This window comes from Mesorhizobium sp. B2-8-5, assembly GCF_006440675.2.
Classification (GTDB): Bacteria; Pseudomonadota; Alphaproteobacteria; order Rhizobiales; family Rhizobiaceae; genus Mesorhizobium.
Window position 1 is genome coordinate 2167018 of the sequence record NZ_CP083951.1, and the last position, 26844, is coordinate 2193861.

General features: G+C 64.7%; 21 protein-coding genes. 13 read left to right on the forward strand and 8 right to left on the reverse strand.

The genetic code is table 11. From position 1 onward, the window contains the following. Positions 1-89: 89 nt before the first annotated feature. The 8 genes from FJ430_RS10460 to FJ430_RS10495 all read left to right on the forward strand — a co-directional run bounded on the left by FJ430_RS10460 (position 90) and on the right by FJ430_RS10495 (position 12973). A complete protein-coding gene (locus FJ430_RS10460; RefSeq protein ID WP_140708365.1) occupies positions 90-1286 on the forward strand; it encodes an acyl-CoA dehydrogenase in 1197 nt (398 codons plus the stop codon). A 105-nt stretch (positions 1287-1391) separates the two neighbouring features. After that, positions 1392-4751: a DUF2126 domain-containing protein gene (locus FJ430_RS10465; protein WP_140708363.1), complete on the forward strand. Its 3360-nt coding sequence runs from the start codon at positions 1392-1394 to the stop codon at positions 4749-4751. Positions 4752-4757: 6 nt separating this feature from the next. Next, the gene (locus FJ430_RS10470; protein WP_140708361.1) at positions 4758-7169 is read left to right on the forward strand and encodes a circularly permuted type 2 ATP-grasp protein; all 2412 of its coding nucleotides are present in this window, start codon (positions 4758-4760) and stop codon (positions 7167-7169) included. 100 nt (positions 7170-7269) lie between these two features. Further along, a complete protein-coding gene (locus FJ430_RS10475) occupies positions 7270-8145 on the forward strand; it encodes a transglutaminase family protein (RefSeq protein ID WP_140645649.1) in 876 nt (291 codons plus the stop codon). 90 nt (positions 8146-8235) lie between these two features. Then, positions 8236-9327, forward strand: a complete 1092-nt coding sequence (locus tag FJ430_RS10480) for a DNA topoisomerase IB (RefSeq protein ID WP_140708359.1) — start codon at positions 8236-8238, stop codon at positions 9325-9327. 110 nt (positions 9328-9437) lie between these two features. Further along, positions 9438-9812 (forward strand): YciI family protein, encoded by a 375-nt coding sequence (locus FJ430_RS10485; protein WP_140708357.1) that lies wholly within the window; start codon positions 9438-9440, stop codon positions 9810-9812. Beyond that, on the forward strand, positions 9809-11083 hold the full coding sequence (locus tag FJ430_RS10490; RefSeq protein WP_140708355.1) for an RNA polymerase sigma factor: 1275 nt from the start codon (positions 9809-9811) through the stop codon (positions 11081-11083). The genes FJ430_RS10485 and FJ430_RS10490 overlap by 4 nt, the downstream gene beginning before the upstream one ends. 375 nt (positions 11084-11458) lie before the next feature. Further along, on the forward strand, positions 11459-12973 hold the full coding sequence (locus FJ430_RS10495) for an aldehyde dehydrogenase family protein (RefSeq protein WP_140708353.1): 1515 nt from the start codon (positions 11459-11461) through the stop codon (positions 12971-12973). A gap of 85 nt (positions 12974-13058) precedes the next feature. Here the strand turns inward: FJ430_RS10495 and FJ430_RS10500 are convergent, their stop codons facing one another. From FJ430_RS10500 to FJ430_RS10525, 6 genes are all read right to left on the reverse strand, one after another. Continuing rightward, on the reverse strand, positions 13059-14135 hold the full coding sequence (locus tag FJ430_RS10500) for an ABC transporter ATP-binding protein (RefSeq protein WP_140708351.1): 1077 nt from the start codon (positions 14133-14135) through the stop codon (positions 13059-13061). Beyond that, the gene (locus tag FJ430_RS10505; protein ID WP_140708349.1) at positions 14122-15060 is read right to left on the reverse strand and encodes a PfkB family carbohydrate kinase; all 939 of its coding nucleotides are present in this window, start codon (positions 15058-15060) and stop codon (positions 14122-14124) included. The genes FJ430_RS10500 and FJ430_RS10505 overlap by 14 nt, the downstream gene beginning before the upstream one ends. Beyond that, a complete protein-coding gene (locus FJ430_RS10510; protein ID WP_140708347.1) occupies positions 15060-16076 on the reverse strand; it encodes an SIS domain-containing protein in 1017 nt (338 codons plus the stop codon). Before FJ430_RS10510 ends, FJ430_RS10505 begins: the two co-directional genes overlap by 1 nt. 2 nt (positions 16077-16078) lie before the next feature. Then, positions 16079-16924 (reverse strand): carbohydrate ABC transporter permease, encoded by an 846-nt coding sequence (locus FJ430_RS10515; RefSeq protein WP_140645641.1) that lies wholly within the window; start codon positions 16922-16924, stop codon positions 16079-16081. Next, positions 16924-17808 (reverse strand): carbohydrate ABC transporter permease, encoded by an 885-nt coding sequence (locus tag FJ430_RS10520; protein ID WP_140708345.1) that lies wholly within the window; start codon positions 17806-17808, stop codon positions 16924-16926. The genes FJ430_RS10515 and FJ430_RS10520 overlap by 1 nt, the downstream gene beginning before the upstream one ends. A gap of 83 nt (positions 17809-17891) precedes the next feature. Continuing rightward, entirely contained in the window at positions 17892-19130 is a 1239-nt protein-coding gene (locus FJ430_RS10525) for an extracellular solute-binding protein (protein WP_140653213.1), read from the reverse strand. 223 nt (positions 19131-19353) lie between these two features. Here FJ430_RS10525 and FJ430_RS10530 point away from each other — a divergent pair, with 223 nt between their 5' ends. Next, entirely contained in the window at positions 19354-20556 is a 1203-nt protein-coding gene (locus tag FJ430_RS10530) for an ROK family transcriptional regulator (protein WP_140653215.1), read from the forward strand. Between the two features lie 6 nt (positions 20557-20562). Here the strand turns inward: FJ430_RS10530 and FJ430_RS10535 are convergent, their stop codons facing one another. Together FJ430_RS10535 and FJ430_RS10540 are read right to left on the reverse strand one after the other, a co-directional pair. After that, complete coding sequence (locus FJ430_RS10535) at positions 20563-21456, reverse strand: hypothetical protein (RefSeq protein ID WP_140708343.1); 894 nt, start codon at positions 21454-21456, stop codon at positions 20563-20565. Between the two features lie 83 nt (positions 21457-21539). Then, entirely contained in the window at positions 21540-22406 is an 867-nt protein-coding gene (locus tag FJ430_RS10540) for a hypothetical protein (protein WP_140708340.1), read from the reverse strand. A gap of 340 nt (positions 22407-22746) precedes the next feature. On the opposite strand from FJ430_RS10540, the gene FJ430_RS10545 reads away from it, so the two are divergent. From FJ430_RS10545 to FJ430_RS10560, 4 genes are all read left to right on the forward strand, one after another. Further along, positions 22747-23580, forward strand: a complete 834-nt coding sequence (locus FJ430_RS10545) for a GNAT family N-acetyltransferase (protein ID WP_140708338.1) — start codon at positions 22747-22749, stop codon at positions 23578-23580. Between the two features lie 95 nt (positions 23581-23675). Next, positions 23676-24446 (forward strand): SDR family NAD(P)-dependent oxidoreductase, encoded by a 771-nt coding sequence (locus tag FJ430_RS10550; protein WP_226892135.1) that lies wholly within the window; start codon positions 23676-23678, stop codon positions 24444-24446. Positions 24447-24514: 68 nt separating this feature from the next. Then, a complete protein-coding gene (locus FJ430_RS10555; protein WP_140708334.1) occupies positions 24515-25276 on the forward strand; it encodes an SDR family NAD(P)-dependent oxidoreductase in 762 nt (253 codons plus the stop codon). A gap of 209 nt (positions 25277-25485) precedes the next feature. After that, entirely contained in the window at positions 25486-26505 is a 1020-nt protein-coding gene (locus FJ430_RS10560) for a restriction endonuclease (protein WP_140708332.1), read from the forward strand. Positions 26506-26844: the final 339 nt, after the last annotated feature.

Genomic DNA, 26844 nt, shown 5'->3' on the forward strand with positions numbered 1-26844 from the left:
CGCTCATTGATCCGTGATGCAATTTTGTTTGATTTTTCGCTGGCACGGGCGGATAAGCCGGGCACATCAAAAAATACCGGGAGCGAGTCATGGCCGCCGAGAAGAATGCCTTCGTGTGGAACGATCCTTTCCTCATCGAGGACCAGCTTTCCGAGGACGAGCGCATGGTGCGTGACGGCGCTGCCGCCTTCGCCGCCGACAAGCTGGCGCCGCGCATCGAGGAAGCCTATGCCGAGGAGAAGACCGATCCGTCGATCTTCCGCGAGATGGGCGAGGCGGGCCTGCTCGGCATCACCATTCCGGAAGAGTATGGCGGGCTCGGCGCCGGATACGTGACCTACGGATTGGTCGCGCGGGAAGTTGAACGTGTCGACTCGGGTTATCGTTCGATGATGAGCGTGCAGTCCTCGCTGGTCATGTATCCGATCCATGCCTATGGCTCGGAAGCGCAGCGCAAGAAATACCTGCCGAAGCTGGCGTCGGGCGAATGGATCGGCTGCTTCGGCCTCACCGAGCCGGATGCCGGCTCCGATCCGGGCGGCATGAAGACGCGCGCCGAGAAGACCGCGAATGGCTACAGGCTCTCCGGCTCCAAGATGTGGATTTCCAACGCGCCGATCGCCGACGTGTTCGTCGTCTGGGCGAAGCTTAAGGGCGATAACGGCAAGGACGAGATCCGCGGCTTCGTGTTGGAAAAGGGCCTGAAAGGGCTTTCCGCGCCGAAGATCGGCGGCAAGCTCAGCCTCCGCGCCTCGATCACCGGCGAAGTGGTGATGGAAGGCGTCGAGGTCGGCGAGGAAGCGCTGCTGCCCAACGCCAAGGGCCTCGGCGGTCCGTTCGGCTGCCTCAACCGGGCACGCTACGGCATCTCCTGGGGCGCGATGGGCGCCGCCGAGGATTGCTGGCACCGGGCGCGGCAGTATGGCCTCGACAGAAAACAGTTCGGCAAGCCGCTTGCCGGCACGCAGCTGTTCCAGAAGAAACTCGCCGACATGCAGACCGAGATCGCGCTCGGTCTGCAGGGCTCGTTGCGCGTCGGCCGGCTGATGGACGAAGGCAAGATGGCGCCGGAGATGATCTCGATCGTCAAGCGCAACAATTGCGGCAAGGCGCTCGATATCGCCCGTCAGGCGCGCGACATGCATGGCGGCAACGGCATCCAGATCGGCTACCATGTGATGCGCCACGCGCAGAACCTGGAGACGGTCAATACCTATGAGGGCACGCATGACGTGCATGCGCTGATCCTCGGAAGGGCGCAGACGGGTATCCAGGCGTTTTTCTAAGCTGGCAACGCTGCTTAAATTAGGTGCAGCGCAACATCTCTGCTTGGAGAATGGCCAGCATTTATGTCAGGGTTCGGCGACTGAAACGCCGAACTCCGGGGCACCATGGCAATTCTGGCAGCCGTCCATCACCTGACCCATTACAAATATGACCGGCCGGTGGTGCTCGGTCCCCAGGTGATCAGGCTGCAGCCGGCGCCGCATTCGCGCACCAAGGTGCTCAGCCACTCGCTGAAGGTCGAGCCGGCAAACCACTTCGTCAACCTGCAGCAGGATCCCTACGGCAACTTCCTCGCCCGCTTCGTCTTTCCGGAGCCGGTGACGGAACTGAAGATCGAGGTCGACCTCGTCGCCGACATGACGGTCTACAATCCGTTCGACTTCTTCGTCGAGGAGAGCGCCGAGACCTTTCCGTTCGATTATCCGGAAGAGATCAGGGAAGACCTCGCCATCTACCGGAAACCGGAGCCGACCGGGCCGCTGTTGTCGAAATTTCTGGAAAGCATCGACCGCAGCCCGGCAAACACCGTCAATTTCCTCGTCGACCTCAATGCAAGGCTGCAGCGCGAGATCGCCTATATCGTGCGCATGGAGACGGGTGTTTATTCGCCCGAGGAGACGTTGGCCGCCGGCAAGGGCTCGTGCCGGGATTCGAGCTGGCTCCTGGTCCAGATCCTGCGCAATCTGGGCGTCGCCGCGCGCTTCGTCTCCGGCTATCTGATCCAGCTCAAACCCGATCTCGTCTCGCTCGACGGGCCGCCGGGAACCGCTGTCGACTTCACCGACCTGCATGCCTGGTGCGAGGTTTATATTCCGGGCGCCGGCTGGATCGGTTTCGACCCGACTTCCGGCCTGCTCACCGGCGAAAGCCATGTGCCGCTGGCGGCGACGCCGCATTTTCGCAACGCCGCGCCGATTTCCGGCATGGCGAGCTTCGCCAATGTCGAATTCGGCTTCGACATGCGCGTCGACCGCATCGCCGAGCATCCGCGCATCACCAAGCCATTCTCGGACGAAAGCTGGCAGGCGCTCGATCGATTGGGCGAAAAGGTCGACGCGGTGCTGAAAGACGGCGACGTGCGGCTCACCATGGGCGGCGAGCCGACCTTCGTGTCGATCGACGATTTCGAATCCGCGGAATGGAACACGGCGGCCGTCGGTCCATCCAAACGCGACAAGGCGGACCAGCTCATCCGCCGGCTGCGCGAGCGCTTCGCGCCGGGCGGCTTCCTGCATTACGGCCAGGGCAAGTGGTATCCGGGCGAGAGCCTGCCGCGCTGGACCTTCTCGCTCTACTGGCGCGCCGACGGCGAGCCGGTATGGAGCGACCCGTCGCTGATCGCACGCGAAAAGAGTGACGCGAAGGTCGGGCCGCAGCAGGCCGAGAGCCTGCTCAAGGCGATCGCCGGCGAGCTCGGCATCGACAGGGCGATGGTCAGCGAGGCCTATGAGGATCCAGGCGAATGGCTGCTCAAGGAAGGCAAGCTGCCGGACAATGTCGATCCGTCCAATTCCAAGCTGGAAGACCCGGAAGAGCGCAGCCGCATGGCGCGCGTCTTCGAGCGCGGGCTGACCAAGCCGTCGGGCTATGTGCTGCCGGTGCAGCGCTGGAACAGCCAGGCCGCCGGACAGCGCTGGCGCTCGGAGAAATGGAAGACGCGGCGCGGCCGCCTGTTCCTGGTGCCGGGCGATTCCCCGGTCGGCTACCGCCTGCCGCTCGGCACGCTGCCTTACGTGCCGCCGGCGCAGTTTCCCTATATCGTGCCGGTCGATCCGTCGCTGCCGCGTGGGCCGCTGCCGGCGCGCGAGGCTATCTTGCCGGGGGCCGCCACGGCGGAGCCTGAAGGCGCCGACGAAATGGCGCGCCGCCAGCAGGCCGTGTCCTTCACCGCCGCGACCGGCCAGCAGGATCGCGTCGAGCAGGAGATCACGGAGATCGGTGGCGCGGTGCGCACCGCGCTTTCGGTCGAGCCGCGCGATGGGCGGCTGTGCGTGTTCATGCCGCCGGTCGAGGCGCTGGAAGACTATCTCGAACTGGTGGCGGCGGCCGAGAACGCGGCCAAGGCCATCGGCCTGCCGGTGCATATCGAGGGTTACGCCCCGCCGCAGGATCCGCGCCTCAACGTCATCCGCGTCGCGCCCGACCCGGGCGTCATCGAGGTCAACATCCACCCAGCCGCCAACTGGCGGGATTGCGTGGCGACGACCACGGCAATCTATGAGGAGGCGCGGCAGTCGCGGCTCGGCACCGACAAGTTCATGATCGACGGACGCCATACCGGCACCGGCGGCGGCAACCATGTCGTGGTTGGCGGCGCGACGCCGAACGACAGCCCGTTCCTGCGCCGGCCGGATCTGTTGAAGAGCCTGGTGCTGCAATGGCAGCGGCACCCGTCCCTGTCCTACCTGTTTTCCGGCCTGTTCATCGGCCCGACCAGCCAGGCGCCGCGCATCGACGAAGCGCGGCACGATTCACTTTATGAGCTGGAAATCGCGTTGGCGCAGGTGCCGTATCCCGACAAGGGCGCGGCGCCTTTGCCGTGGCTGGTCGACCGGCTGTTCCGCAACCTTTTGACCGATGTCACCGGCAACACGCATCGTTCGGAAATCTGCATCGACAAATTGTTCTCGCCGGATGGGCCTACCGGGCGGCTGGGGCTGGTCGAGTTCCGCGGTTTCGAGATGCCGCCCAATGCGCGCATGTCGCTCGCCCAGCAATTGCTGGTCCGCGCCATCATCGCCCGCGCCTGGAAGAACCCGCTCGACGGCCGTTTCGCGCGCTGGGGCACCTCGTTGCACGACCGTTTCATGCTGCCGCATTATGTCTGGGCGGATTTCCTCGACGTGCTGGAGGATTTGAAGCTCAACGGCTTCGAGTTCCGCCCCGAATGGTTCGCGGCCCAGCTCGAATTCCGCTTCCCGTTCTGCGGCGAGGTAAGCCAAGCCGGCGTCAAGCTGGAATTGCGGCAGGCGCTGGAGCCCTGGCACGTGATGGGCGAGCAGGGCGCCATCGGCGGCACTGTCCGGTTTGTCGACTCCTCGGTCGAGCGACTGCAGGTAAGGACCGAAGGCCTCAATCCGGAGCGCCACGCCATCGTCTGCAACGGCCGCATCGTGCCGATGAAAGTCACCGACAACCGCGAGGTCGCGGTGGCTGGCGTGCGCTTCAAGGCCTGGCAGCCGGCCTCCGGCCTGCATCCGGCCCTGCCGGTCAACACGCCGCTGGTCTTCGACATTTATGACCGCTGGTCTGGGCGCTCGATCGGCGGCTGCGTCTACCATGTCGCGCATCCGGGCGGGCGCAGCTACGACACCTTCCCGGTCAACGGCAACGAGGCCGAAGCGCGGCGGCTTGCCCGGTTCGAACCGCGCGGTCATACGCCGGGCGCCTATGTGCTGCGCGACGAAGAAGCCTCTGAAGACTTCCCCATGACCCTTGACCTCAGGCGGCCGGCGAGATTCTGATCGACAATGGCCAAGGGGAATCAGAAACGGGCAGGCGGCAGGCCGCGGGCGCAGGGCCTGCTGGAGCGCTACCGGCCGATCGAAGGCGTCGTCGACGAGATGGTCGACGCGTCGGGCAGCCCGCGTCCGGCCTGGCGCTTCTTCATCGACGCGCTCGACGATCTGGGCGCGGAACGGCTTGGGCAGCGGTTTGCCCGCGCCGACCAGTATCTGCGCGACGCCGGCGTCTATTACCGCGTCTATGAGCAGGCAGGGGCCAATGAGCGGGAATGGCCGCTCGCGCATGTCCCGCTGCTGATCGACGAGAAGGAATGGGCCGAGATCAGTGCCGGCCTCGTCCAGCGCGCCGACCTGTTCGAGGCCATCCTGGCCGACATCTATGGGCCGAACCGGCTGATCGAGAAGGGGATCCTGCCTGCCGGGCTGATCGCGGCGAGCTCCGAATATCTGCGCCCCGTCGCAGGCGTCCGGCCGGCCAGCGGGCATTTCCTGCATATGGTCGCCTTCGAGCTCGGCCGTGGCCCGGACGGGCGCTGGTGGGTGCTGGGCGATCGCGCCCAGGCGCCGTCCGGCGCCGGCTTCGCGCTGGAGAACCGCGTCGCCACCACGCGCGCGCTGTCGGATATCTATGGCGAGATGCATGTGCATCGGCTGGCCGGCTTCTTCCGCCGTTTCCGCGATGCGCTGAACGGCATGGCGAGGGAATCGGGCGGCCGTGTCGCCATCCTGACGCCGGGACCACTCAACGAAACCTATTACGAGCATGCCTATATCGCCCGCTATCTCGGCATCATGCTGCTCGAAGGCGAGGACCTGACCGTATCCGGCGGCAGGCTGATGGTGCGAACGGTTTCAGGCCTGCTGCCGATCGGCGTCCTGTGGCGGCGGCTCGACGCGGCCTTCGCCGATCCGCTGGAGCTCAGGCCGGACTCGCAGATCGGCACGCCCGGGCTGGTCGAGGCGATCCGGCGCGGCGCCGTTTCGGCTGTCAATGCGCTGGGTTCCGGCCTGGTGGAAACGCGGGCCTTGCTTTCCTTCCTGCCCAGGATCGCGCGGGAACTGCAAGCTGAAGATCTGTCGTTGCCGAACGTTGCCACTTGGTGGTGCGGGCAGCAGAACGAACGCGACCACGTGCTTGCCAACATCGACCATATGGTGGTCGGCCCGGCGCTGTCGACGCGGCTCGCCTTCGAGGACGATGGCGCGACCAGCCTCGGTTCGGCGCTTTCGGCGGGGGAACGGGCGGAGCTTGTCGCGCGGATCGAAGCCGACGGCGCCGGCTTTGTCGGCCAGGAAGCGGTGACACTCTCGACCACGCCGGTGTTCGTCGGCGGTGTGCTTGAGCCGCGCCCCGCCAGTCTGCGCGTCTATCTGGCGCGCACACCGGAAGGCTGGACGGTGATGCCCGGCGGCTTCGCCCGCGTCGGATTCTCGCTCGACCCGACGGCGATCGCCATGCAGCGCGGCGGCCAGGCGGCCGATGTCTGGGTGGTCAGCGACAGGCCGGTCGAGCGCGAGACGCTCTTGCCGCAGGAGCATGACGGATTCACGCGCACCATGCCGGGCAGCCTGCCCAGCCGCGCAGCGGAGAACCTGACCTGGCTCGGGCGCTATATCGAGCGCTCCGAAGATACGGTGCGCGTGCTGCGCGCCTATCACGTGCGGCTTGCCGAGACCTCCGATCCGGACATGCCGCTGCTCGCCGATATCAGGGACTATCTCGAGCCGTTCGGCATCGAGGCCGAAACGGCGATACCGCCAGGGTTGATCGGCACTTTGGACAGCGCGGTCTACAGCGCCGGCCAGATTCGCGACCGCTTCTCTCCCGACGGCTGGCTGGCGCTGAAGGATCTGTCGAAGACCATCCACAAATTCGCGGAGACGGTCGCGCCCGGAGACGACGCGACGCGGGCGATGACGGTGATGCTGCGCAAGCTCGCCGGCTTTTCCGGCCTGCTGCACGAGAACATGTACCGCTTCACCGGCTGGCGCTTCCTGGAGATCGGCCGCAGGCTGGAGCGCGGCATCCAGATCGCCGGCACGCTCAGCCGGCTGACAAGGAATGGGGCGCCGGAAGGGGCGCTCGACATGATGCTGGAGATCGGCGACAGCGTCATGACCCATCGCCGGCAGTATCCGGTGCAGGCCGGGCGGCGCACGGTGATCGACCTGCTCGCGCTCGACCCGCTCAACCCACGCTCGATCCTGTTCCAGCTCGAGCGGCTGAAGGCCGAGATCGCCATGCTGCCTTCGATCGGCGGCGAGGGGCATATGTCGCCCGCCGCCAAGGAAATCCTGCAGCTCAACACGGCAATCGCCGTCATGGAGCCGTCGGATATGAGCGCCAAGGTGCTCGACGACTTGGCCGGCCAGATCGGCGCTCTCTACAACAGCCTCGCCAGAGGCTATTTCGGTTAGAGCATTTCCAGCGAAAAGGATCGCCTCCAATGCTCTATCTCTTTGTTTTTGCGCAATTCCGGACGCAAAACCACTGCGCACTTTTGCTGGAATTGCTTTAATGCACTACGACATCAAACTCCATCTGCATTACGACTATGCCGCCGCCGCCGGCGGCGGACGGCACCAGGTGCGCGTCATGCCGCAGACGATCGCCGGCGTGCAGCGCGTGATCGCGGCCTCGCTGTCCTTCCAGCCGTCGCCGGCCGAACGTGCCGATTTTTCCGATTTCTTCGGCAACAACGTCACATCGATCGCCTTTCGCGACGCGCATGAGACGCTCGACATCCGAATGAGCGCGCGCGTTTCGGTGTCGCGGCCCGAGCCGGGTCTCGATGTCTCGCCCGATATAAACGGGCTGAGGTCGGAGCTCGATCTGGTGCGCTCACTCTCGCCGTCCGCGCCGCATCATTTCCTCGCCGCCAGCGATCATGTAGGCATCGACGCGGCGATCACGGCCTATGCGCGGGACAGTTTGTCGGGGTCAACCGTCGCCACGGCGGCCGATCTCTGCAACCGCATTCATCGCGACTTCACCTATGACGGCAAGGCGACGACCGTGCAGACCCGGGCCAGCGACGCCTTTGCGCTGAAACGCGGCGTCTGCCAGGATTTCTCGCATATCATGATCGCCGGCCTGCGCGGGCTTGGCATCCCGGCCGGCTATGTCAGCGGCTTCCTGCGCACGATCCCGCCGAAGGGCAAGCCGCGGCTTGAAGGCGCGGATGCCATGCATGCCTGGGTCAAGGCCTGGTGCGGACGCGACGCCGGCTGGCAGGAGTTCGACCCGACCAACGGCATGCGGGCGAGTAACGACCATATCACGGTCGGCTACGGCCGCGACTATTCCGACGTGGCGCCTATCGTCGGCGTCTTGAAAACGACCGGTGGTCAGGTCGGCGAGCAGGCGGTCGACGTCATTCCGGTGGCAGCGTGACGCGACGGCGTCGATGATGCGCACCGCCGTTTGCATCCGGAACCAGTCATCGGCGAGCGGCTTTATCTACGGATAATTCGCGGAGCCGGCATGTTGCAGCATTCACAATTGTCCTCGGACCGCTCAACGCGTAACGAGGAAACTCGAAGGAACGGTGAGCAAGATTCGGCCGAGCGCGCGTCGCTCAGCTATGTGAGCGATGCCGATCCCGGCGTCCGACGATTGAGGAAAGGCAAGGGATTTTCCTATGCCGGTCCGAACGGACGCGCGGTCAGCGCGCAGACCCTTGCCCGCATCAAGGCGATCGTCATTCCGCCGGCCTGGACGGATGTGTGGATCTCGCCCGATCCGGACGGCCATATCCAGGCGACAGGCCGGGATCAGCGCGGCCGTAAACAGTACCGTTATCACCCGCAATGGACCGAGGAGCGCGACGGCGTCAAATATTCCAGCCTCGTCGCTTTCGCCGAAAGCCTGCCCGCGCTGCGGCTGCAGATCGATGCGGACCTGCGCCGCCACGGTCTGCCGATGGAGCGCGTGGTCGCATCGGTGGTCTGGTTGCTCGACAACACCCTTATCCGCATCGGCAACGCCGCCTATGCACGGGACAACAAGAGTTTCGGGCTGACCACGCTGCGCGACCGCCATGTCGAGATCACGGGCTCCAGCCTGCGCTTCGCCTTCAAGGGCAAGTCGGGCAAGGAATGGAAGCTGAAGCTGGTCGATCGCCGCATCGCCAAGATCGTGCGCGGCGCCCAGGACCTGCCCGGGCAGAAGCTGTTCCAATATCTCGATGAGAATGGCGACCGGTGCCCGGTGCGCTCGGAGGACGTCAACCGCTATATTCGCGAGGCATCCGGCGCCGATTTCAGCTCAAAGCATTTCCGCACCTGGGGCGGCACGATCCATGCGGCGTCGCTGTTTGCCGGGACCGAGCTGCCGGAAAGCAAGACGCAGCAAAAACGGATGATCAACAGTGTCGTCGACAAGGTCGCCGAGCGGCTGGGCAATACCCGTGCCGTCTGCCGCAAATGCTACATCCATCCGCTGGTGTTCGAGGCATGGAGCAAAGGGCGCCTGCTCGACGAAATGGCCGGGGCCAACAAGCGCAAACGCCGGATATCCGGCCTCGACGAGGAAGAAACGCTGGTGCTCAGATGGCTGCAGGCGCGCGGCGCCTGACAGGCAGGCGCGAAGGCAACCAAGTCCGGGATCCCTCGATAAATTTTTTTATCGACCTTGTGTCGGGAAGGGTCCTAGTGTCGCGTCCTTTGATACGGAAAGGACGCACCATGCTCTACGCCATCCTCTGCTACGCTTCCGAAGACGTCGTCTGCTCCTGGAGCAAGGAACAGGACGACGAGGTCATGGCAAAGCTCCTCAACGTGCAGGACAAATACGCCAAGGCGGGCCGGCTCGGCCCCGTGGCGCGCCTTTTGCCGACGACCGCGGCGACCACGCTGAGAAAGGTCAAGGGCGAGGCAGTCGTGCTGGACGGCCCGTTCGCCGAAACCAAGGAACAGTTCCTCGGCTTCTACACGCTCGAATGCGACGATCTCGACGAAGCCGTCGAATTCGCGCGCGAGCTTTCCGAAGTCAATCCGAGCGGCGGCTCCTACGAGATCCGGCCCGTTTCGGTCTTCAATCCGACAAAGGTAGCAGTATGACGGAGCTTGCCTGGATAAGCACCGCAATCAGCAACGCCCGTCCGCAGGCGATGGGCGCGCTGCTGCGCTACTTCCGCGACCTCGACGCCGCGGAGGAGGCTTTCCAGGACGCGTGCCTGAGGGCACTCAAGAACTGGCCGAAGAACGGGCCGCCGCGAGATCCCGTCGCCTGGCTGATCTTTGTCGGCCGCAACAGCGGCATCGACGCCGTGCGCAAGCGCGCCAAGCAGGCGCCGATGCCGGAAGAAGACCAGGTCTCCGATCTGGAGGACGCCGAGAGCGACATCGCCGAGCGGCTCGACGGCGCGCATTACCGCGACGATATCCTGCGGCTTCTGTTCATCTGCTGCCATCCGGATCTGCCGGCGACGCAGCAGATCGCGGTGGCGCTGCGCATCGTCTCCGGCCTTACCGTCAAGCAGATCGCGCGCGCCTTCCTCGTCGGCGAGAGCGCCATGGAACAGCGCATCACCCGCGCCAAGGCGCGCATCGCCGACGCCGGCGTGCCGTTCGAAACGCCGGGCGCGGTCGAGCGCTCGGAGCGGCTCGCCGCTGTCGCCGCGATGGTCTATCTGATCTTCAACGAAGGCTATTCGACCAATGGCGGCGAGGCGCCGGCCCGCGCGCCGCTGTGCGAGGAGGCGATCCGGCTTGCCCGTCTGCTGCTCAGGCTCTTCCAGGCCGAGCCGGAGATCATGGGGCTGACGGCGCTGCTTCTGCTGCAGCACGCGCGGGCGCCGGCGCGTTTCGACGAGAATGGCGAGATCGTCCTGCTCGAGGACCAGGACCGCTCGCTATGGAGCCGTAAGATGATCGACGAGGGCCTGGCGCTGGTCGACAAGGCGCTGCGCCACCGCAAGCCTGGCCCCTACCAGGTTCAGGCGGCGATCGCGGCGCTGCATGCGCGGGCGGCGACGGCGGAAGATACAGACTGGACCGAGATCGACCTGCTCTACGGTCTGCTGGAGCAGATGCAGCCTTCGCCCGTTGTGACGCTGAACCGCGCCGTCGCGGTCAGCAAAGTGAAAGGTCCGGACGCTGCGCTTGCCATGATCGAGCCGCTGGAAGAGCGGCTCTCGGGCTATTTCCATTTCTTCGGCCTCAGAGGCGGGCTGCTGATGCAGCTTGGCCGCAACGAGGAGGCGCGCGTTGCCTTCGACCGCGCCATCGCTTTGGCCAATACCGCCGCCGAGGCGGCGCATATCCGCATGCATATCGACCGGCTGATCAAGGAAAGCAGCCAGAGGCCTTCGGTCCAGAAGGCGCACTGAGGCGTATTGAGTTTCAGGTGATGCCGGTCTGCAAATGCCGCGTTCCTGCGCTTCCGGACTTCGCCGGCCGAAGCGCTCGTGAGTGGCGCGGCAGCTAAATTAAGGCTACGGTTCTCGGAAGCCACCACTTGGTCGCTTCGCGCCTGTCTTCGATTCCGACTCGGCCTGACCTGAATCCACAACACACCTTGGCCGTGGTTTGCTGTCTGGCCCAATTCCGCGCTCCAGCCTTGGACCATGCCGGGGTGGCGGTTTTTCCCTGAAACGAGTAATGCCACGCCATCAAAGCGCCCGGACTGTGCCCGACCGCACGTCCAAGAGATGGCGCATGGCTCCATTCCTGCCCATGAGAGGCGGAACCTGAAAGGGACAGAAATGACGTTAGCGAAGGAAACGGCCGCACTTCTTGAGAAACTCGGCGTTGCCAAGGATGCGCTTTCGGGCGGCGACCTTGTCGTGCGCAGCCCGGTGACGGGCGAACAGATCGCGGCGCTGAAGTCGATTTCGGCCGCCGATGCCGGCAAGGCCATCGATGCCGCGCACAGGGCCTTCCAGGACTGGCGGCTGGTGCCGGGGCCGAAGCGGGGCGAACTGGTGCGTCTGCTCGGCGAGGAGTTGCGCGCGCATAAGGACGAGCTCGGCCGCCTGGTGTCGATCGAGGTCGGCAAGATCCCGTCCGAGGGTCTCGGCGAGGTGCAGGAAATGATCGACATCTGCGACTTCGCCGTAGGCCTTTCGCGCCAGCTCTATGGCCTGACGATCGCCACCGAGCGTCCCGGACACCGCATGATGGAGACCTGGCATCCGCTCGGCGTCGTCGGCGTGATCTCTGCCTTCAACTTCCCGGTCGCGGTGTGGTCGTGGAATGCGGCCCTTGCCTTTGTCTGCGGCGATGCGGTGGTGTGGAAGCCGTCGGAAAAGACCCCGCTGACCGCACTTGCCTGCGAGGCGATCTTCAAGCGCGCCGTCAAGCGTTTCGGCAAGGATGCGCCGGCAGGGCTGCTGCAGGTGCTGATCGGCGACCGCGTCGCCGGCGAGGTGCTGGTCGACCATCCCAAGGTGCCGCTGGTCTCGGCCACCGGCTCGACGCGCATGGGCCGGGAGGTCGGTCCTAGGCTCGCCAAGCGTTTTGCCCGTGCCGTGCTGGAGCTCGGCGGCAACAATGCCGGCATCGTGACGCCCACCGCCGATCTCGACATGGCGCTGCGTGCCATCGCCTTCGGCGCCATGGGCACGGCCGGCCAGCGCTGCACGACGCTCAGGCGCCTGTTCGTGCATGACAGCGTCTATGACGCGCTCTTGCCGCGGCTGAAGAAGGCCTATCAGTCCGTCTCGGTCGGCAATCCGCTGGAAGGCAAGGCGCTGGTCGGCCCGCTGATCGACAAGGCCGCCTTCGACAACATGCAGAAGGCGTTGGAGGAAGCTGAGGCGCATGGCGGCAAGGTGACCGGCGGCACGCGCGTCGAGAACGGCCATCCGGACGCCTATTACGTGCATCCGGCACTGGTCGAGATGCCGAAGCAGGTTTCGCCGGTGACGGAAGAGACCTTCGCGCCGATCCTCTATGTGATGAAATATTCCGATTTCGACGAGGCGCTGGAGCAGCACAATGCGGTCGGCGCCGGCCTGTCGTCGTCGATCTTCACGCGCGACCTGCAGGAATCGGAGCGCTTCCTGGGTGTCGACGGTTCGGACTGCGGCATCGCCAACGTCAACATCGGCACCTCGGGCGCCGAGATCGGCGGGGCGTTCGGTGGCGAGAAGGAGACGGGCGGTGGCCGCGAGAGCGGCTCGGATGCCTGGAAGGCCTACATGCGCCGCGCCACCAACACGGTGAACTATTCCAAGGCGCTGCCGCTCGCGCAAGGCGTGTCGTTCGACATCGATTGAGGACGAGCGACGGGTTAGCCCTCACCCGCGAGCTGACCCGGCCCGCCTATCGATCAGGCCATGCAGGCGGAAGGCGGGCGATTGGTCAGAAAGCCTTGCCGGTGGCCGGATCGAAGAGGCGGAGCGCGTCCGCATCGAAGACGAACGCGCATGGCTGACCCTTGGCGACGCGGGCGCGCGGCGGCAATGTCGCCGTCAAGTTCTGCGCGCCGATCCGGGCAGTGGTGACCTGTTCGGGACCGGTCAGTTCAACGACGTCGATCTCGACCGGCAGCGACAGATCCGCGTCGGCGCTCGACCCCAGCCGGAGCGCTTCCGGCCTCACTCCGACGATGACCTGAGCACCGTCGCGGCCTGCGTCGGCGTAGCGAGCCGGAATCGCCAGCCGCGCATCGGTGCCTGCAATCGCCAGCTTGCCGTCCTCGACGGTCGCTTCCAGCATGTTCATCGACGGCGCGCCGACGAAGCCCGCGACATAGAGCGTCGCCGGATGGTTGTAGATCTCTTCCGGCGTGCCCAGTTGTTCGATGCGGCCGTCGCGCATGACGGCGATGCGGGTCGCCAGCGTCATCGCCTCGATCTGGTCATGGGTGACGTAGACGACCGTGGTGCGCAGCATTTCATGCAGGCGCTTCAGTTCGGTGCGCATTTCCAGCCGCAGCTTGGCGTCAAGATTGGAGAGCGGCTCGTCGAACAGGAAGACCTGCGGCTTGCGCACCAAAGCGCGGCCGATGGCGACGCGCTGGCGCTGGCCGCCGGAGAGCTGGCCGGGCTTGCGGTCGAGCAGGTTCTCGATCTGCAGCAATCTTGCCGCCTCGCGCACCGCCTTGTCGCGCTCGGCGGCGGGGACTTTGCGCATTTCAAGGCCGAAGCCGATGTTGCGGCTGACGGTGAGGTTCGGATAGAGCGCGTAGGACTGGAAGACCATGGCGATGTCGCGGTTTTTCGGATGCACGCCAAGCACCGACCGGCCGCCGATCAGCACATCGCCGCTGGTCGCCTCGGCGAGACCGGCGATGATGTTGAGCAAAGTGGACTTGCCACAGCCCGACGAACCGAGCAGCACCAGGAACTCGCCATTCTCGAGCGCGATGTCGATGCCTTTCAGGGTTTCGACGCTGCCGTAATTCTTGCGGACATCGCGAATTTCAAGCGCGCTCATGAACAGCATCCTCGAACTGGATCGGCCCGCCATAATCGCGGGGCAAGGTTGAAATGGCGCGCGAGGCCACAAGGATGGCGGCGGACAGGCATTTCACCAACGATTGCCCCTGTGCCAGTGCCGCCAGGAAGGCGGCGTTGAAGACATCGCCGGCGCCGATCGTGTCGATGACGGCGACTCGAGGTGCCGGCACTTGAATGAGCTCGCCGTCGGCGCCGATGGCGATCGCGCCGTCCGGCCCGCGCTTGACGACGACCGTCGCTTCGTCCCGCATCCCGTCGCGGATCTTGCGCGCGGCTTCCGATGGACTTGCCAGGCCGGCCAGCGTGGTCGTCTCGACCTCGTTGAAGAGGGCCAGTGCGCAGCGCGACAGCCAGCCGCGCGCGGCGGTGCAGTTCGCTTGCGTCCAGCCATCGATCGGCCAGCCTGTGTCGAGCGCAACGGCGACGCCATGCGCTTCGGCCCAGTCGAAGAAGGCGTCGTAATCGCGCGTCAGGTCGTCGGTGAGGAAAGAGCCGCAGAGCAGCGCGTAGCCGCCAGCAAGCCGATTGCCGTCCAGCACGGAGAGCACGTCAGCCAGGCTGAAGCGAGGCAGGTGGCCGCGCGTGGTGAAGAAGGTGCGCTCGCCATCTGGATGGGTCATGCCGACCGACAAAGTCGTGCCTTCGGGACGAACCGGCCATTTCTGCGCGCGGCGTCCGAAGGCTTCGCACAGCCAGCGCCCGAACTGGTCGTCGCCAATATTGGCGGCGATCTCGAAGTCGATGCCCAGCGCCTGCCAGGCAAGCGCGGTGTTGCCGGCCTGGCCACCGACCCGCAGGTCGTCATGATCGACGACGGTCTCCGTGCCGGCCTTCGGCCAGGGCGCGACGGGCCCGACGATCAGGTCGACATTGACGTTGCCGATCACCGCGAGCGGCCGCATCACTCGCTCCTGGTGATCTTGGTGGTGCGCACCGGCGTTCCGGCATTCTCGACGCGGGAATCGGCGAAGGCGATCATCAGGCGTTGCGCAACCGGCAGCATGGCAAAGATCGCCGCCAAGCCCGTGGCGGGCTTGAAGGCGAACGTGACCGCGCCTGCGACCGGCGGCTTGCCAGAGGCATCGAACATGATCAGCGGCGCGCCGGTCTCGACCACCGAAACGGCCATGGCGGTGATCAGCTCCGCGGTCGGGTCGTCGCCGCGGAAGAGGACGACGCCGATCTTGGGCCCGAGCATCTCCATCGGTCCGTGGCGAAGCTGACCGCCTTCGAGCGAAAAGCACGGCAGGCGCGACAATTCGGTCAGGCCGAGCCCCAGCGCCTCAGCGAGGCCCTGCAGCCTGCGGCCGGAGGTCACGACGGTCGCGACCGTGCTCAGCGCCGCGAGCGCGGCATCGATCTCGACCTCCTGAGGCGTCTTGAGAACGGCGAGCGCGCCGGCGGGATCGTCGCCAAGCGCGGCCAGGATGGCGAGGTGCAGGGCGAAGGTCACGGTCAGGCTGCGGGTCGCGGCAAAGGCAAGCTCGGTGCCGCCGGCGCCGACGAGGCAAGGCACCGTACGGCCGAGGAAGGAACCGGCCTCCAGCGTCAGGCCGAAGGTTTCGGCGCGATCGCCGGTCTCGGCAAACCAGCGCAGGACTTCGGCGCTTTCACCGGATTGCGAGGTGACGAGCACGGTCCGGCCTGTAAGCGGCAGCGGCTGGCCGAGTTGCTCCGAGAGCGGCATGGCGATGGCATCGATGCCATGCGCGCGATAGAGCGGCTCGACGGCGCGCGCGACGGCATGCGAGGCGCCCATGCCGAGCAGGACGAGCCTGCCGTTTTTCCTGATCGAGGCGGCGACCTCGGCGGCGGCCTCTCGATTGCTCTCGAACGAGGCAAGCGCATCCTCATGCTGACGCGCCATCTCGCGGTCGATTGCGACAAGCCCTGCCGGGCGTTTCTTCTCTGCAGTCATGATTATCCTTTCACTCCGCCGCTGGTGAGGCCCGAGATCAGCGCGCGTTGCATGACGAGGCCGATCAGCACCGGCGGCAAGGCCGCGAGCACGCCGGCGGTGGCGATCAGTCCGTAGTCGGAAACGCGGCCGCCGGCGAGATCGGCGATGGCGACCGTCAGGGTCTTTGCCCGCTGGTCCGAGGTGAAGAGCAGGGCATAGAAGAACTCGTCCCAGGCAAGCAGCACGGCAAACAGCGCCGATGTCGCCACGACGGGCGCCGCCAGCGGCAAGGTGATGATGCGCCACGTCTGGAGCAGCCCGGCCCCGTCGATCATCGCCGCGGCCTCGATCTCGCGCGGGATGGAATCGAAACCCGATTTCATCAGCCAGGTGGTGAAGGGCGCGAGGATCGTCAGATAGATCAGCGCCAGGCCGAAGACGTTGTTGAGCAGGCCGAGATAGGACAAGCCCATATAAAGCGGCACGGAGAGCGCCACCGGCGGCAGCATATAGGTGGCGATCACCATCGACAGCGACCAGCCTACCGAAGGCGTGCGTGAGACAGCCCAGCCGGCCGGCACGGCAAGAACGATAGCGGCAAGCGTCGCCATGCCGGCGACTTCCAGGCTGTTGCGCAGCGAAGCGGTGAAGGCGGCGCCGGCGCTGTTTTCGGCCGTCGACAGAAGCTGCGCGTAACGGGAGAAGTCGGCCGCCTGCGGCCACCAGCGCAGCGGCTTGGCGGCAAGATCGGCCGCCGGCGATATGCTCATGACGAAGAGCCAGGCAAGCGGCGCCAGGATCACGGCGGCAAGCAGGATCGCGCAGACATAGATGAAAGCGGTGAAGACCGGGCTCTTGCGTTCCATCAGGTGGCACTCCCCGCGGTCTTCCTGACCAGCGCCGCATAGGCGACGGCGAGCACGGTGACGAGCAAGGTGACGATCAGCGCCAGCGATGCGCCGGAGCCGGCGCGCTGGAAGGAGAAGGCCTCCTGATAGACGAGGATCGACAGCGAGCGGGTGCTGTTGGCCGGGCCGCCGCGGGTCATGACCCAGATGATGTCGAAGACCTTGAAGGCCTCGATGGTGCGCAGCACCAGCGCCACCATCAGCGGACCGGCGAGATAGGGCAGGATGACGAAACGAAAGCGGTTGAACGGGCCGGCGCCGTCGACAAGCGCCGCAGCGGTGATGTCGCGCGGCACCGCTTGCAGGGCGGCGAGCGCGATCAGCGCGACAAGCGGAAAATTCTTCCAGCAGTCGGCGACAATCAGAGCCGCGAGCGCCGTGCCGGGCTCACCCAGCCACGAGCGATAGTCATCGAGGAGATGGAGTTGCGTCAAGGCTGCGTTCAGCGCGCCATATTCGGGATTGTAGATCAGCCGCCAGAGCGTCGCGTTGACGACGGTGGGCAGCGCCCATGGCAGGATCATCAGCCCGCGCAAGACCGCGCGGCCACGGAATTCCTGATTGAGCAGAAGAGCCGCAAGCACGCCGATCACCATCTCGGCGGCGACCGAGATGACCGCAAACCAGGTGGTTGTGACCAGCGTGCGGCTGAAGTTCGAGCTCGTCAGCATCTTGGTGTAGTTGTCGAAGCCAACGTAATTGCCAGCCGTGCCGACCAGCTGGGCGTCGGTGAAGGAGAGCCTGACCGTATCGACCAACGGCCAGCCGATGACGGCGACCATGATCACCAGAAGCGGCAGCATCAACAGCCACGCGCGAGTCGTCATCCAGGTGCCTGACATGGCGCCTCTCTTCCTTCATCCGGTCAGAAATAGCACGGGCGGCGCTCATGTATGAGGCCGCCCGCCCGTCGGGGAACGCCGGATCAGAGGCCGCTGTTTTCGGCAGCGGTCTTGAGCGCGTCTTCCGGCGCCGTCTGGCCGAGCAGCGATTCCTGGATCGCCTGCTGCAGTGCCGTCGACAGCTGCTGATATTTCGGCGTGGTCGGGCGCGGATACATCGCGGCGAGACCGAGCTTGGCGGCGGCGATCAGTTCTTCCTGGCCCTTGGTGACGGCCGGATCGTCATAGGACGAGGCCCAGATCGGCAGCGAGAGCTTGGCATACTGGTTCTGCGTCGCCTGCGAGGTCATGAACTCGATGTATTTCCAGGCTTCGTCCTGGTGCTTCGACACCGCGGTGATGCCAAGGCCCATCGAGCCGTTGACGGCCGAGACCTCGCTGGTGCCGGCAACCCCCGGCGCCGGCACCACGCCGACCTTGCCCGCGACCTTGGAGTCCTTCGGATCGTTGGCCATGTTGTACATGTAGGTCCAGTTCAGCGCGAAGGCGGCATCGCCGTTCTCGAACACCTTGCGGACGTCTTCTTCCAGGAATTCCTTCGAATTCGGATTGGTCAGGCCCGACTTGTAGCTGTCGACCATGTATTTCAGCGCCGATAGGCCGCCGCCGTTCTGGAAGTCGGGCTTGCCGTCCTTGAGGAAGTCGCCGCCATAGGCGCTGACCAGCGTGGTGTAGTCACAAACGGCGGCTTCGGCCTGCGACCAGCTCCAGGCGATCGGCGTCTTCAGCAGGCCCTTGTCCTGGATGATCTTGGCCTGCTGGCCGAGCTCTTCCCAGGTCTTCGGCGGCGCCTTGATGCCGGCCTTTTCGAGGATTTCCTTGTTGTAGAACAAATACTTGGTGTCGAGGATCCACGGCATGCCATAGTACTTGCCGTCATACTGGACGGTGGTCCAGGCGCCGGGCAGCACGCCCTTCTTCATGTCGTCGGTGATCTTCGAAGACACGTCGACCAGCACCTTGTTGGTCGCATATTCGGCCGGCCAGATGACGTCGAACAGCACCACGTCGTAGCCGCCGCCGGATCCTTGGGCGAGCACGGTCTTGTCGTGCAGGCCTTCATAGGGGACGAATTCGAGATTGACCTTGATGTCCGGATTGGCCTTGGTGAAGGCCTCCGTCATCGAGCGCACGTCGGCCTCGCTGTAGGCGGCCTGGGCCATGAAGAGCGCGTTCAAGGTGGTTTCAGCAAAGGCGTGCGGGACGAGCAGTCCGCCGACGAACACCGCGCCCAGAAGTGTCTTACCGATCGATTTCAGCATTTGTCTTTCTCCCATTTTCGACAACTGCGAGTGGGCGGCCAGGACTGCGCCGCTTCCCCAAATTCGCATCGCGTCTGACCGGATCCGTCCCCAACGGCCTGCGGCGGAGCCCAAAAGCTTTTGCCGTCTTTTTGTAGAGCCGCAGGGGTCTCACCTATTAAGTCAATTCGCTTGACTTAATTAGTCGATCAATCCTTTAATGGAGTCAAGAGGGGAAACGACGGTGCACGACATCAGCCCGATCCGTGCCAAAAGCGGCACCAACCAGGAGGGTACCAGCGCGCATAACCGCCGCGTCATGATCGAGGCGCTGCGGCTCAACGGCGCGCTTTCGCGCGCCGACCTGGCGCGGGCGACGCAGCTTACCAAGCAGGCGGTTTCCAACATCATCGAGGATCTCGAGCGCGACGGGCTGGTTGTCGCGCTGGATGCGGTGCGCAAGGGCAGGGGGCAGCCCTTCACACCCTACCGGCTGGTTCCCGAGGGAGCCTTCGCCATCGGGCTGCAGATCGACCGGCATCTGACGCGCGTCGTGGTGGTCGACCTCGTCGGCAAGGTGATCGCGCGCGCCGAGGCGGGGCTGCCGCTCGACGAGCCTTCGGCGGGCGTCAAGATCATCCTCGGCCTCGTCGACCGCGTCAGGCGCGAGCTGGCTTCCTTGTTTGCCCAGTCCGAGCGGCGGCTGGTCGGGTTGGGCGTCGCCATGCCCGGACCGTTCGGGCTGAAGAACCCCGACAACAAATGGATGATGCCGGCCTGGCAGCAATTTCCCCTGGTGCAGGCGCTTGCGGCCGGCACTGGGCTCAATGTCGGCCTGCAGAACGACGCGGCGGCCTGCGCGACTGCGGAGCGGATCGTCGGCGCGGCGCATGGCGTCGATCACGCCGTCTGCCTTTATGTCGGTTACGGCATAGCCGCCGGGCTGATTCTCAACGGCGAACTCTATAGCGGCGGCAACGGCAATGCGGGCGAGATCGGCATGGCGTTGCTTGCGCCGGCCGGCCCCGGTTCCACGCCGCTCGAACACCGTGCATCGCTGGCCTCGCTCTACCAGCATCTCGGCCTCGACCCCACCGAGAGGGGTCTCTACGAGACGCTCGGCGCGCTGGCGCTTGCGCGGGATCCGCGGATCATGGGCTGGGTCGAGAAAGCCGCGTCCGACCTGCGCTGGAGCGTGCATCTGATCGAAACGATCTTCGATCCGCAAACCGTCATCCTCACCAGCAGCGCGCCCGAGGCGCTGGCCCGGCTCCTGCTTCAGGCCATGCATCCGCTGCTGCCGTCGATCGCGGATCGTTCCGTCCGCCGCCTGCCTCGACTGCAACTCGGCACCACCGATCCCTGGGCGATCGCGGTGGGCGCAGCGGCAGAGCCGATCAGCCGGGCCTTCGATCCGCGTTTTTCCGCCATCCTGAAGGCCGGATAGAAGCGGTCAACCCATCCTTTGCGTCGCGGTGGCGGCGAAAGCCGCGTCGATGATGGCGAGCTTGACCGCCTGCGCGGCGAGGTATTCGCCGTAGAATTCGTTCGAGATCCACATGACGGAATGGCCGCGCTGCCCGAGCCAGCCGACGCTGCCGAGCGCCTCGGCGTCGCGCAACTTGCGCGCAAGGTGGGTGCGCGACAGCTTCAGCCATTTGGCGAAGTCACCGATGGAGAGGACGCCCGTCGGGATGCGCTCCCGGCCGGCATCCCGCGGGTCGACGCCGGAGATCAGCCAGTCCATGACGACGCCGCCATTGTTGAGCCAGGTGAACAGCGAGAAAGTCTGTTGCGGCTCGCGCACCGGCGCGGAGGAGATCAGGCCGTCCGCGATCAGCGGCTGCAGCTTGGCAAGCATCTGCGGCCTTGCCTGGAACGTTTCCAGCCGGTTCCCGCCGTCAAGGGCATCAAGCGTGTTCAGATGCATATGAATCCAGCCGATCAACGGCTCCAGGGTCATGGCGGGCAGTTGCAGGGGGCGAATGCGGCCGTCATCGGCCGTCGGCCCGGCCTCCAGGAAATTATAGTGCTGCATTTCCTTGATGAAGGCATGAGCCGTGTTTCGGCTTGCCACCGCATGCTGAACGGTGACGTCGGCAAAACGCGCCGCGGTCAGTTCCTTTCGATAGTCGCTGGGATCCCGGCGGAAATGCAGGGCAAGACCGATATGCGCCATCAGCCAGCGTTGCTGGGTGGCGAAGACCGAGGAGGCTCGCGGGTTTCCTTGATAGGCCTGCTGCATCGCCATGGCTTGCGCGCGCACGCAAGCGGGCAATGCCGGGTGACCGGCAATGTCTTCATAGGTCAACGCACCCTCCCAGCTTCCACCCAAAGATGCTGTCATGCTCGCAAGTTGCGGATAGCAGTTTTGGCTGGCGCCTGCCAGTAGCGGGCCGGTTTTGCGCGAGTTGCGCCGATCTCCGGCTGTCAGCGGCCTTGCGGAGCTGAAATACAGGCTTCGAAGGCCTCGTCAACGACGGCGAGCTTGGCTGCCTGGACGGCCATGTACTCGTCGAAGAAAGCCCTCGAAACCCACATCACGGAATGACCGCGCTGGCCGACCCAGCCGATGCTGCCGAGCGCCTCGGCATCATGGAGTTTGCGCGCCAGATGCGTGCGTGAGAGCTTCAGCCAGTGCGCGAATTCGCTGACCGAGATAACGCCGGTCGGTATCTTGTCGAGATGGACGTCCTCCGGATCGATGCCGCACATCAGCCAGTCCATGACGATACCGCCGTTGTTCAGCCAGATAAATAACGAAAAAGTCTGTCCGGGCTCCCGCACGCCGTCGCTGGCGAGCAATCCGTCGGCGATCAGCGGCTGCAAGACAGGCAGCATTTCGGGCCGATCGAGGAAGGCTGCCAGCCGGGTTCCGCCGTCTATACGGTCGAGCGTCGTCAGATGCGCGTAAATCCAGCCGGTGAAGGTCTCGATGGTGCCCGCCGTGACCCGCATGGGGTGGGCGCGGCCATCGCCGCTGGCCGAAATATATTCGGCGATGTCGTAGTGCAGCATCTCCTTGACGAACGCCTCGGCGGTGTTGCGGCTGGCCACCGAATTGCGGCGTACGACCTCGATGAAACGTGCCATCGTCATTTCGGTGCGGCGGTCGTCGGGATCGCGCCGGAAATGCAGCGCCAGGCCGACATGGCCGAGCAGCCAGCGCTGCTGGGTGGCAAACACGGCGGCCAGCCGCGGGCTCGTTTCGTAAATATGGATGAGCGCCTTGGCCTGTTCCTGGACACCGCGAAGCGCTGCTGGATGACGGGCGATCTCTGCGGCACTCAGCGGCATTTCCTGCGGCACTCCATGCGATTCCAAGCAACGACAAATGAAGATTCCCAGTCTTCGCCGATTGTGTCCAGTTGCCTATTGGAACAACGATCGAATAAGTGGTGCATTCCTCGCTAACTCTTTGCACCGGTTCGGGAAAGCCGTCCCGATAATAGCCGGGCCGCGGCCCTGCGTTGAATCGACGAGTCCCGCCAAGCAGGCACAGGTTCCACGCCATCGGGGCCGCGGGGGGCGGCTGGCGTCGGCCGATAATCCGCGCGGCCTTTGCAGCCCGCGGCCGGCGGCCTATCGTGACGGTTGATGGCCGGCCATGGCGCAGCCAATGCCACAGAGTGAAACGATGCCGAGAACAATCCGGACCCTGACCGCCAGCGAAGTGGAAACGCTTGTCGACTGGGCGGCGAGGGAGGGCTGGAATCCGGGCATAGACGATGCCACGGCGTTTCGGGCGGCCGATCCGGATGGATTCATCGGCGCCTTTGCCGGGGGCGAGATGGTGGCCGGCATTTCGGCTGTCGCATACGGCTCGGGCTTCGGCTTCATCGGCCTCTACATCTGCCGGCCCGACCGGCGTGGAGAAGGCCATGGCAAAGCGGTCTGGGACGCGGGCATGGCGCGCCTCGGCAACCGCATCATCGGTCTCGACGGGGTAGCCGAGCAGCGGGCCAACTACCAGCGCATGGGCTTCGTGCCAGCCTATGAGACCGTCCGCCACAGCGGCCGCCCCGCCGGCTTGCCCGGCGGTGGCGACATGCGGCCGGTGACGGTTGCCGACATGGCCGGGCTGTTCGCCTATGATCGCCAGTGCTTCCCGGCGCCGCGCGAGGGCTTCATTGGCGAGTGGCTACGGCAGCCGCGGATTGCGCTGCTCTCAGCCGGATCCGACGCTATCGCCGGTTACGGCGTGGCGCGCCGATGCCGGGAGGGTTTCAAGGTCGGGCCGCTGTTCGCCGACGCGACGGACGTGGCCCTGGCGATGGTGGCGGACCTCTCGGACGCAACGGCCGGCGAGGAATTGCATATCGACGTGCCGGCCGGCCAGGTTCAATTCACCACCATGCTTCAAGCCGCCGGCTTGGTTCCGGGCTTTACGACGACACGCATGTACAAAGGCGGCAAGCCCGGCAACGCCCCCTCGACGGTTTTCGGCGTCACGACGCTCGAACTGGGATGATCGCGCTGAGATCATTGTTTTGCCTGGCTGGTCCATGCGACATGGCCCAATGACGTGGTTGCCTTTGCCGGGCTGCGTTGCGTGGAGGTTATCGAATGGCTGGCAGGACGATCCTCATCGCCGGCGGCGCCGGGGGAATGGGTCTGGCGACCGGACTGCGCTTCGCCGCTGACGGCGAGCGGATCGCGCTCGCCGATCTTGCCGGCCCCAAGCTCGACGCCGCCGTGGCGAAGATTGCCGCGACCGGGGCGGACGTGATCGGTTTGCCGCTCGACATCCGCTCCGTCGACGCCTGCCGCGAGGTGGTGGGCAAGGCCAAGGAATGGGGCGGCGCCATCGACATCCTCGTCAACGCCGCAGGAGTCTGGCTGGAGGGGCCGGCAAGCGAGGTCGAGGAGGAGCAGTGGGACCTGGTGCTGGACGTCAATCTCAAGGGCGCGTTCTTCCTGGTCTCGGCCGCCATTCCGCATCTGTCGGCCGCGCAAGGCGTGATCGTCAACATTGCCTCCGACGCCGGCATCGTCGGCAACAATGGGTCGGCCGTCTATTGCGCCTCGAAGGGCGGGCTGGTGCTTTTGACCAAGGCTCTTGCCCTGAGCTTCGCCCCGCACAGCATCAGGGTCAATGCGGTCTGCCCCGGCGACACGGCAACGCCGATGATCGAATATCAGGCCAAAACCTATGGCGCAGACGACCCCGACGGCTACAAGCGCCGGCTTCTCGGGCACTATCCGCAAGGGGACAGAGCAAGGTTCATCCAGGTGGAGGAGATTGCTTCCTTCATCCATTATCTTTGCCAGCCGGGCGCGGCGCCGATCACCGGAGCCGCGCTTTCGATCGATTTCGGCGTCACCGCCGGTTATTGAACCGGTACGGCTCATCGCGGGTGTGATTGGCCGCGCCGGCATGTCGGCACCTTTATCCTGGAGGGCAAATGGTCGTGTTTCGCAAATCCCGCAAGGCGCTGGTGACCGGCGCGGGCGCCGCCGACGGCATCGGTATCGCGATCGCGCGTGCGTTGGGCGAGGCAGGTGTTTCGGTCACCATCACCGCTTCGTCCAAACGCGTCGAGCAACGAGCGGCGGAACTGCGGGGGGAGGGGCTCGATGTCCGCGCTTTCATGGCCGACCTGACGCTCTCCGGCGATGTCGAGCGGTTACGTGCCGAAACCGGCGAAATCGATATCCTCGTCAACAATGCCGGGATGGGCACCGTCGCCCAGCCGGCGTTGCAGCGGCGGTTTCTCGATCTCAGCGAAAGCGAATGGGACCGCGGCATCGATGTCAGCCTGAAAACCGCCTTTTTGAGCACGCGCGGATTTCTGGCCGGCATGGTGCAGCGCGGCCATGGGCGCGTCGTCAACATGGCCTCGGTGACGGGGCCTTACGTATCCAATGAAGGCGAGGCCGCCTATTCCGCTGCCAAGGCCGGCATGGTCGGCCTGACGCATGCGCTTGCCCTGGAGGTCGGCCGCAGCGGCGTCACCGTCAATGCCGTGGCGCCGGGGTGGATCGCGACGGGCGCCTCGACGCCGGAGGAACTTGTCGCTGCCCGGAACACGCCGCTAGGCCGCGCCGGCAGCCCCGCGGAAGTCGCGGCCGCCGTGCTGTTCCTGGCATCCGACGCAGCCAGTTATGTCAACGGCACCGTTCTCGTCGTGGACGGCGGCAACATCCTGCAGGAACGCAAGGGCTGACCGCGTGCGCGAAAGCCAAAATGTAGGGAAATGGTAGCGGGAGACCGTTCTGTCCGCTTTCAACACTGCCCACAATCCCATTCGAATTGTTTGCCGCCGCCTAGCAGAGGCCGATGCACAGGATGTAACAGCACGGTTGTCTTGAGTGGCGCGAGGCGGTCGCTTGGGTTAGGAACGCATTCTCGCTTCGCGCTCTGGGGCAAACGCCAATGATTTCAGACGACAAATTCATCGAACTCATTACAGCTGGAATAAACCGGCTAACAATGGAGAGCGCCGAGGTCCAGTGGAATGTGAAGATCGACCGTCGGCAGTTCGACGTTCTCGCCACCATTCAGGCAGGACTTTATCACGTGCTGATCGGGTTCGAGGTCAAGCACAAAAAGCGATCAATCTCGGTTGAGATGATGGATGCCTTTGTAACCAAGGCCAAGGATGCGAAAGTCCATAAGGCGGTTTTCGTTAGTACCAGCGATTATCAAGAGGGTGCAATTCGAGTTGCAGAGCGCCACGATGTTGATCTCTTCAAGATCACCTTCCCGACCAATGACTTTAGGCTCCCTCCCATCACTGTGTTGGCTGGCGATGGGTCGCCACCATTCATGGTACAACCCGAGGTACGAGACCTAGGGGAGACAGATGCCCATCGGGTTGTTCGCGTTACGCTCGAATACGACGACGGCTCGAAGACAAATCTGCCTAGTGAGCCTTCGCAGATGAACTACTATCTCCAAAAGACGTCGGTTGAGGGAGGGGGAAGTTTGCTCGATGTGGTGCAGCCGCAAGCTGCGCAACCGATTGCCGATGGTACATCGATCATTCGTAGGGTGGCGCTCGGTCGCGCAGTCATCTCACCAGACACCTACTTCGTCAGGTCCGGGATAGTTGCGGCTATCGAGGCGGAGATCGTGCGTATCCGCGCCCGTGTGCTGGATGCTGACGTCAGGGTGGAGTTGTCAGCTGTTTCCGCGCAGGTTTCATACGAGAACGTGTTGACCGGCCAGAAATTTGAAACGGACCTTTCGACATTGCCGCTTGGCGGGACGTCATTCGAGGCCGGAAAGTTCTATTTCCTATACCATCCCCTTCGCTACTACTACGTGGACGAGGTCGTCGGAGATCGTATTACCTTGTATCTCGTTGAGAGCTTTCAGGACGGCGAGCTGATCGCAGCGATCATGGAAACGAACGTTAAGCATTCGGTTTTCTATATACCGCTGACAGACTAGACGATCATTCGACGGTTGGAGGGGCGGCTCGCAAAAATGAAGGCTCGGTAGCTGAGGGCCAGTGCCCAATCGATAGGCGAAGATCGAATTGCACTGAGTGTTGCGGGGATGTAGCGAGACAATGCACACCCGGAACGGAGACCTCTCGACCAGCCGCACGCTCGGTCTCGTCGCAAAGTCAAAGAGCCTATGCATGCCAGTGAGTTGACGAGTTCATGTCCGTAAAACCGGACCCATGTCCTCGGCTTGAAAATGAGAACTCATTCCTCTGTAGGGACACGTTCCAAGCGTGAGCACGTCCCGGAAGTGGCCATGAACGTCTCTGATGCAGAAGCTTTG

Coding starts and splice junctions, on each gene's coding strand:
- FJ430_RS10460 (WP_140708365.1), top strand. CDS start 90: ATGGCCGCCGAGAAGAATGCCTTCGTGTGGAACGATCCTTTCCTCATC.
- FJ430_RS10465 (WP_140708363.1), top strand. CDS start 1,392: ATGGCAATTCTGGCAGCCGTCCATCACCTGACCCATTACAAATATGAC.
- FJ430_RS10470 (WP_140708361.1), top strand. CDS start 4,758: ATGGCCAAGGGGAATCAGAAACGGGCAGGCGGCAGGCCGCGGGCGCAG.
- FJ430_RS10475 (WP_140645649.1), top strand. CDS start 7,270: ATGCACTACGACATCAAACTCCATCTGCATTACGACTATGCCGCCGCC.
- FJ430_RS10480 (WP_140708359.1), top strand. CDS start 8,236: ATGTTGCAGCATTCACAATTGTCCTCGGACCGCTCAACGCGTAACGAG.
- FJ430_RS10485 (WP_140708357.1), top strand. CDS start 9,438: ATGCTCTACGCCATCCTCTGCTACGCTTCCGAAGACGTCGTCTGCTCC.
- FJ430_RS10490 (WP_140708355.1), top strand. CDS start 9,809: ATGACGGAGCTTGCCTGGATAAGCACCGCAATCAGCAACGCCCGTCCG.
- FJ430_RS10495 (WP_140708353.1), top strand. CDS start 11,459: ATGACGTTAGCGAAGGAAACGGCCGCACTTCTTGAGAAACTCGGCGTT.
- FJ430_RS10500 (WP_140708351.1), bottom strand. CDS start 14,135: ATGAGCGCGCTTGAAATTCGCGATGTCCGCAAGAATTACGGCAGCGTC.
- FJ430_RS10505 (WP_140708349.1), bottom strand. CDS start 15,060: ATGCGGCCGCTCGCGGTGATCGGCAACGTCAATGTCGACCTGATCGTC.
- FJ430_RS10510 (WP_140708347.1), bottom strand. CDS start 16,076: ATGACTGCAGAGAAGAAACGCCCGGCAGGGCTTGTCGCAATCGACCGC.
- FJ430_RS10515 (WP_140645641.1), bottom strand. CDS start 16,924: ATGGAACGCAAGAGCCCGGTCTTCACCGCTTTCATCTATGTCTGCGCG.
- FJ430_RS10520 (WP_140708345.1), bottom strand. CDS start 17,808: ATGTCAGGCACCTGGATGACGACTCGCGCGTGGCTGTTGATGCTGCCG.
- FJ430_RS10525 (WP_140653213.1), bottom strand. CDS start 19,130: ATGCTGAAATCGATCGGTAAGACACTTCTGGGCGCGGTGTTCGTCGGC.
- FJ430_RS10535 (WP_140708343.1), bottom strand. CDS start 21,456: ATGACAGCATCTTTGGGTGGAAGCTGGGAGGGTGCGTTGACCTATGAA.
- FJ430_RS10540 (WP_140708340.1), bottom strand. CDS start 22,406: ATGCCGCTGAGTGCCGCAGAGATCGCCCGTCATCCAGCAGCGCTTCGC.
- FJ430_RS10545 (WP_140708338.1), top strand. CDS start 22,747: ATGCCGAGAACAATCCGGACCCTGACCGCCAGCGAAGTGGAAACGCTT.
- FJ430_RS10550 (WP_226892135.1), top strand. CDS start 23,676: ATGGCTGGCAGGACGATCCTCATCGCCGGCGGCGCCGGGGGAATGGGT.
- FJ430_RS10555 (WP_140708334.1), top strand. CDS start 24,515: ATGGTCGTGTTTCGCAAATCCCGCAAGGCGCTGGTGACCGGCGCGGGC.
- FJ430_RS10560 (WP_140708332.1), top strand. CDS start 25,486: ATGATTTCAGACGACAAATTCATCGAACTCATTACAGCTGGAATAAAC.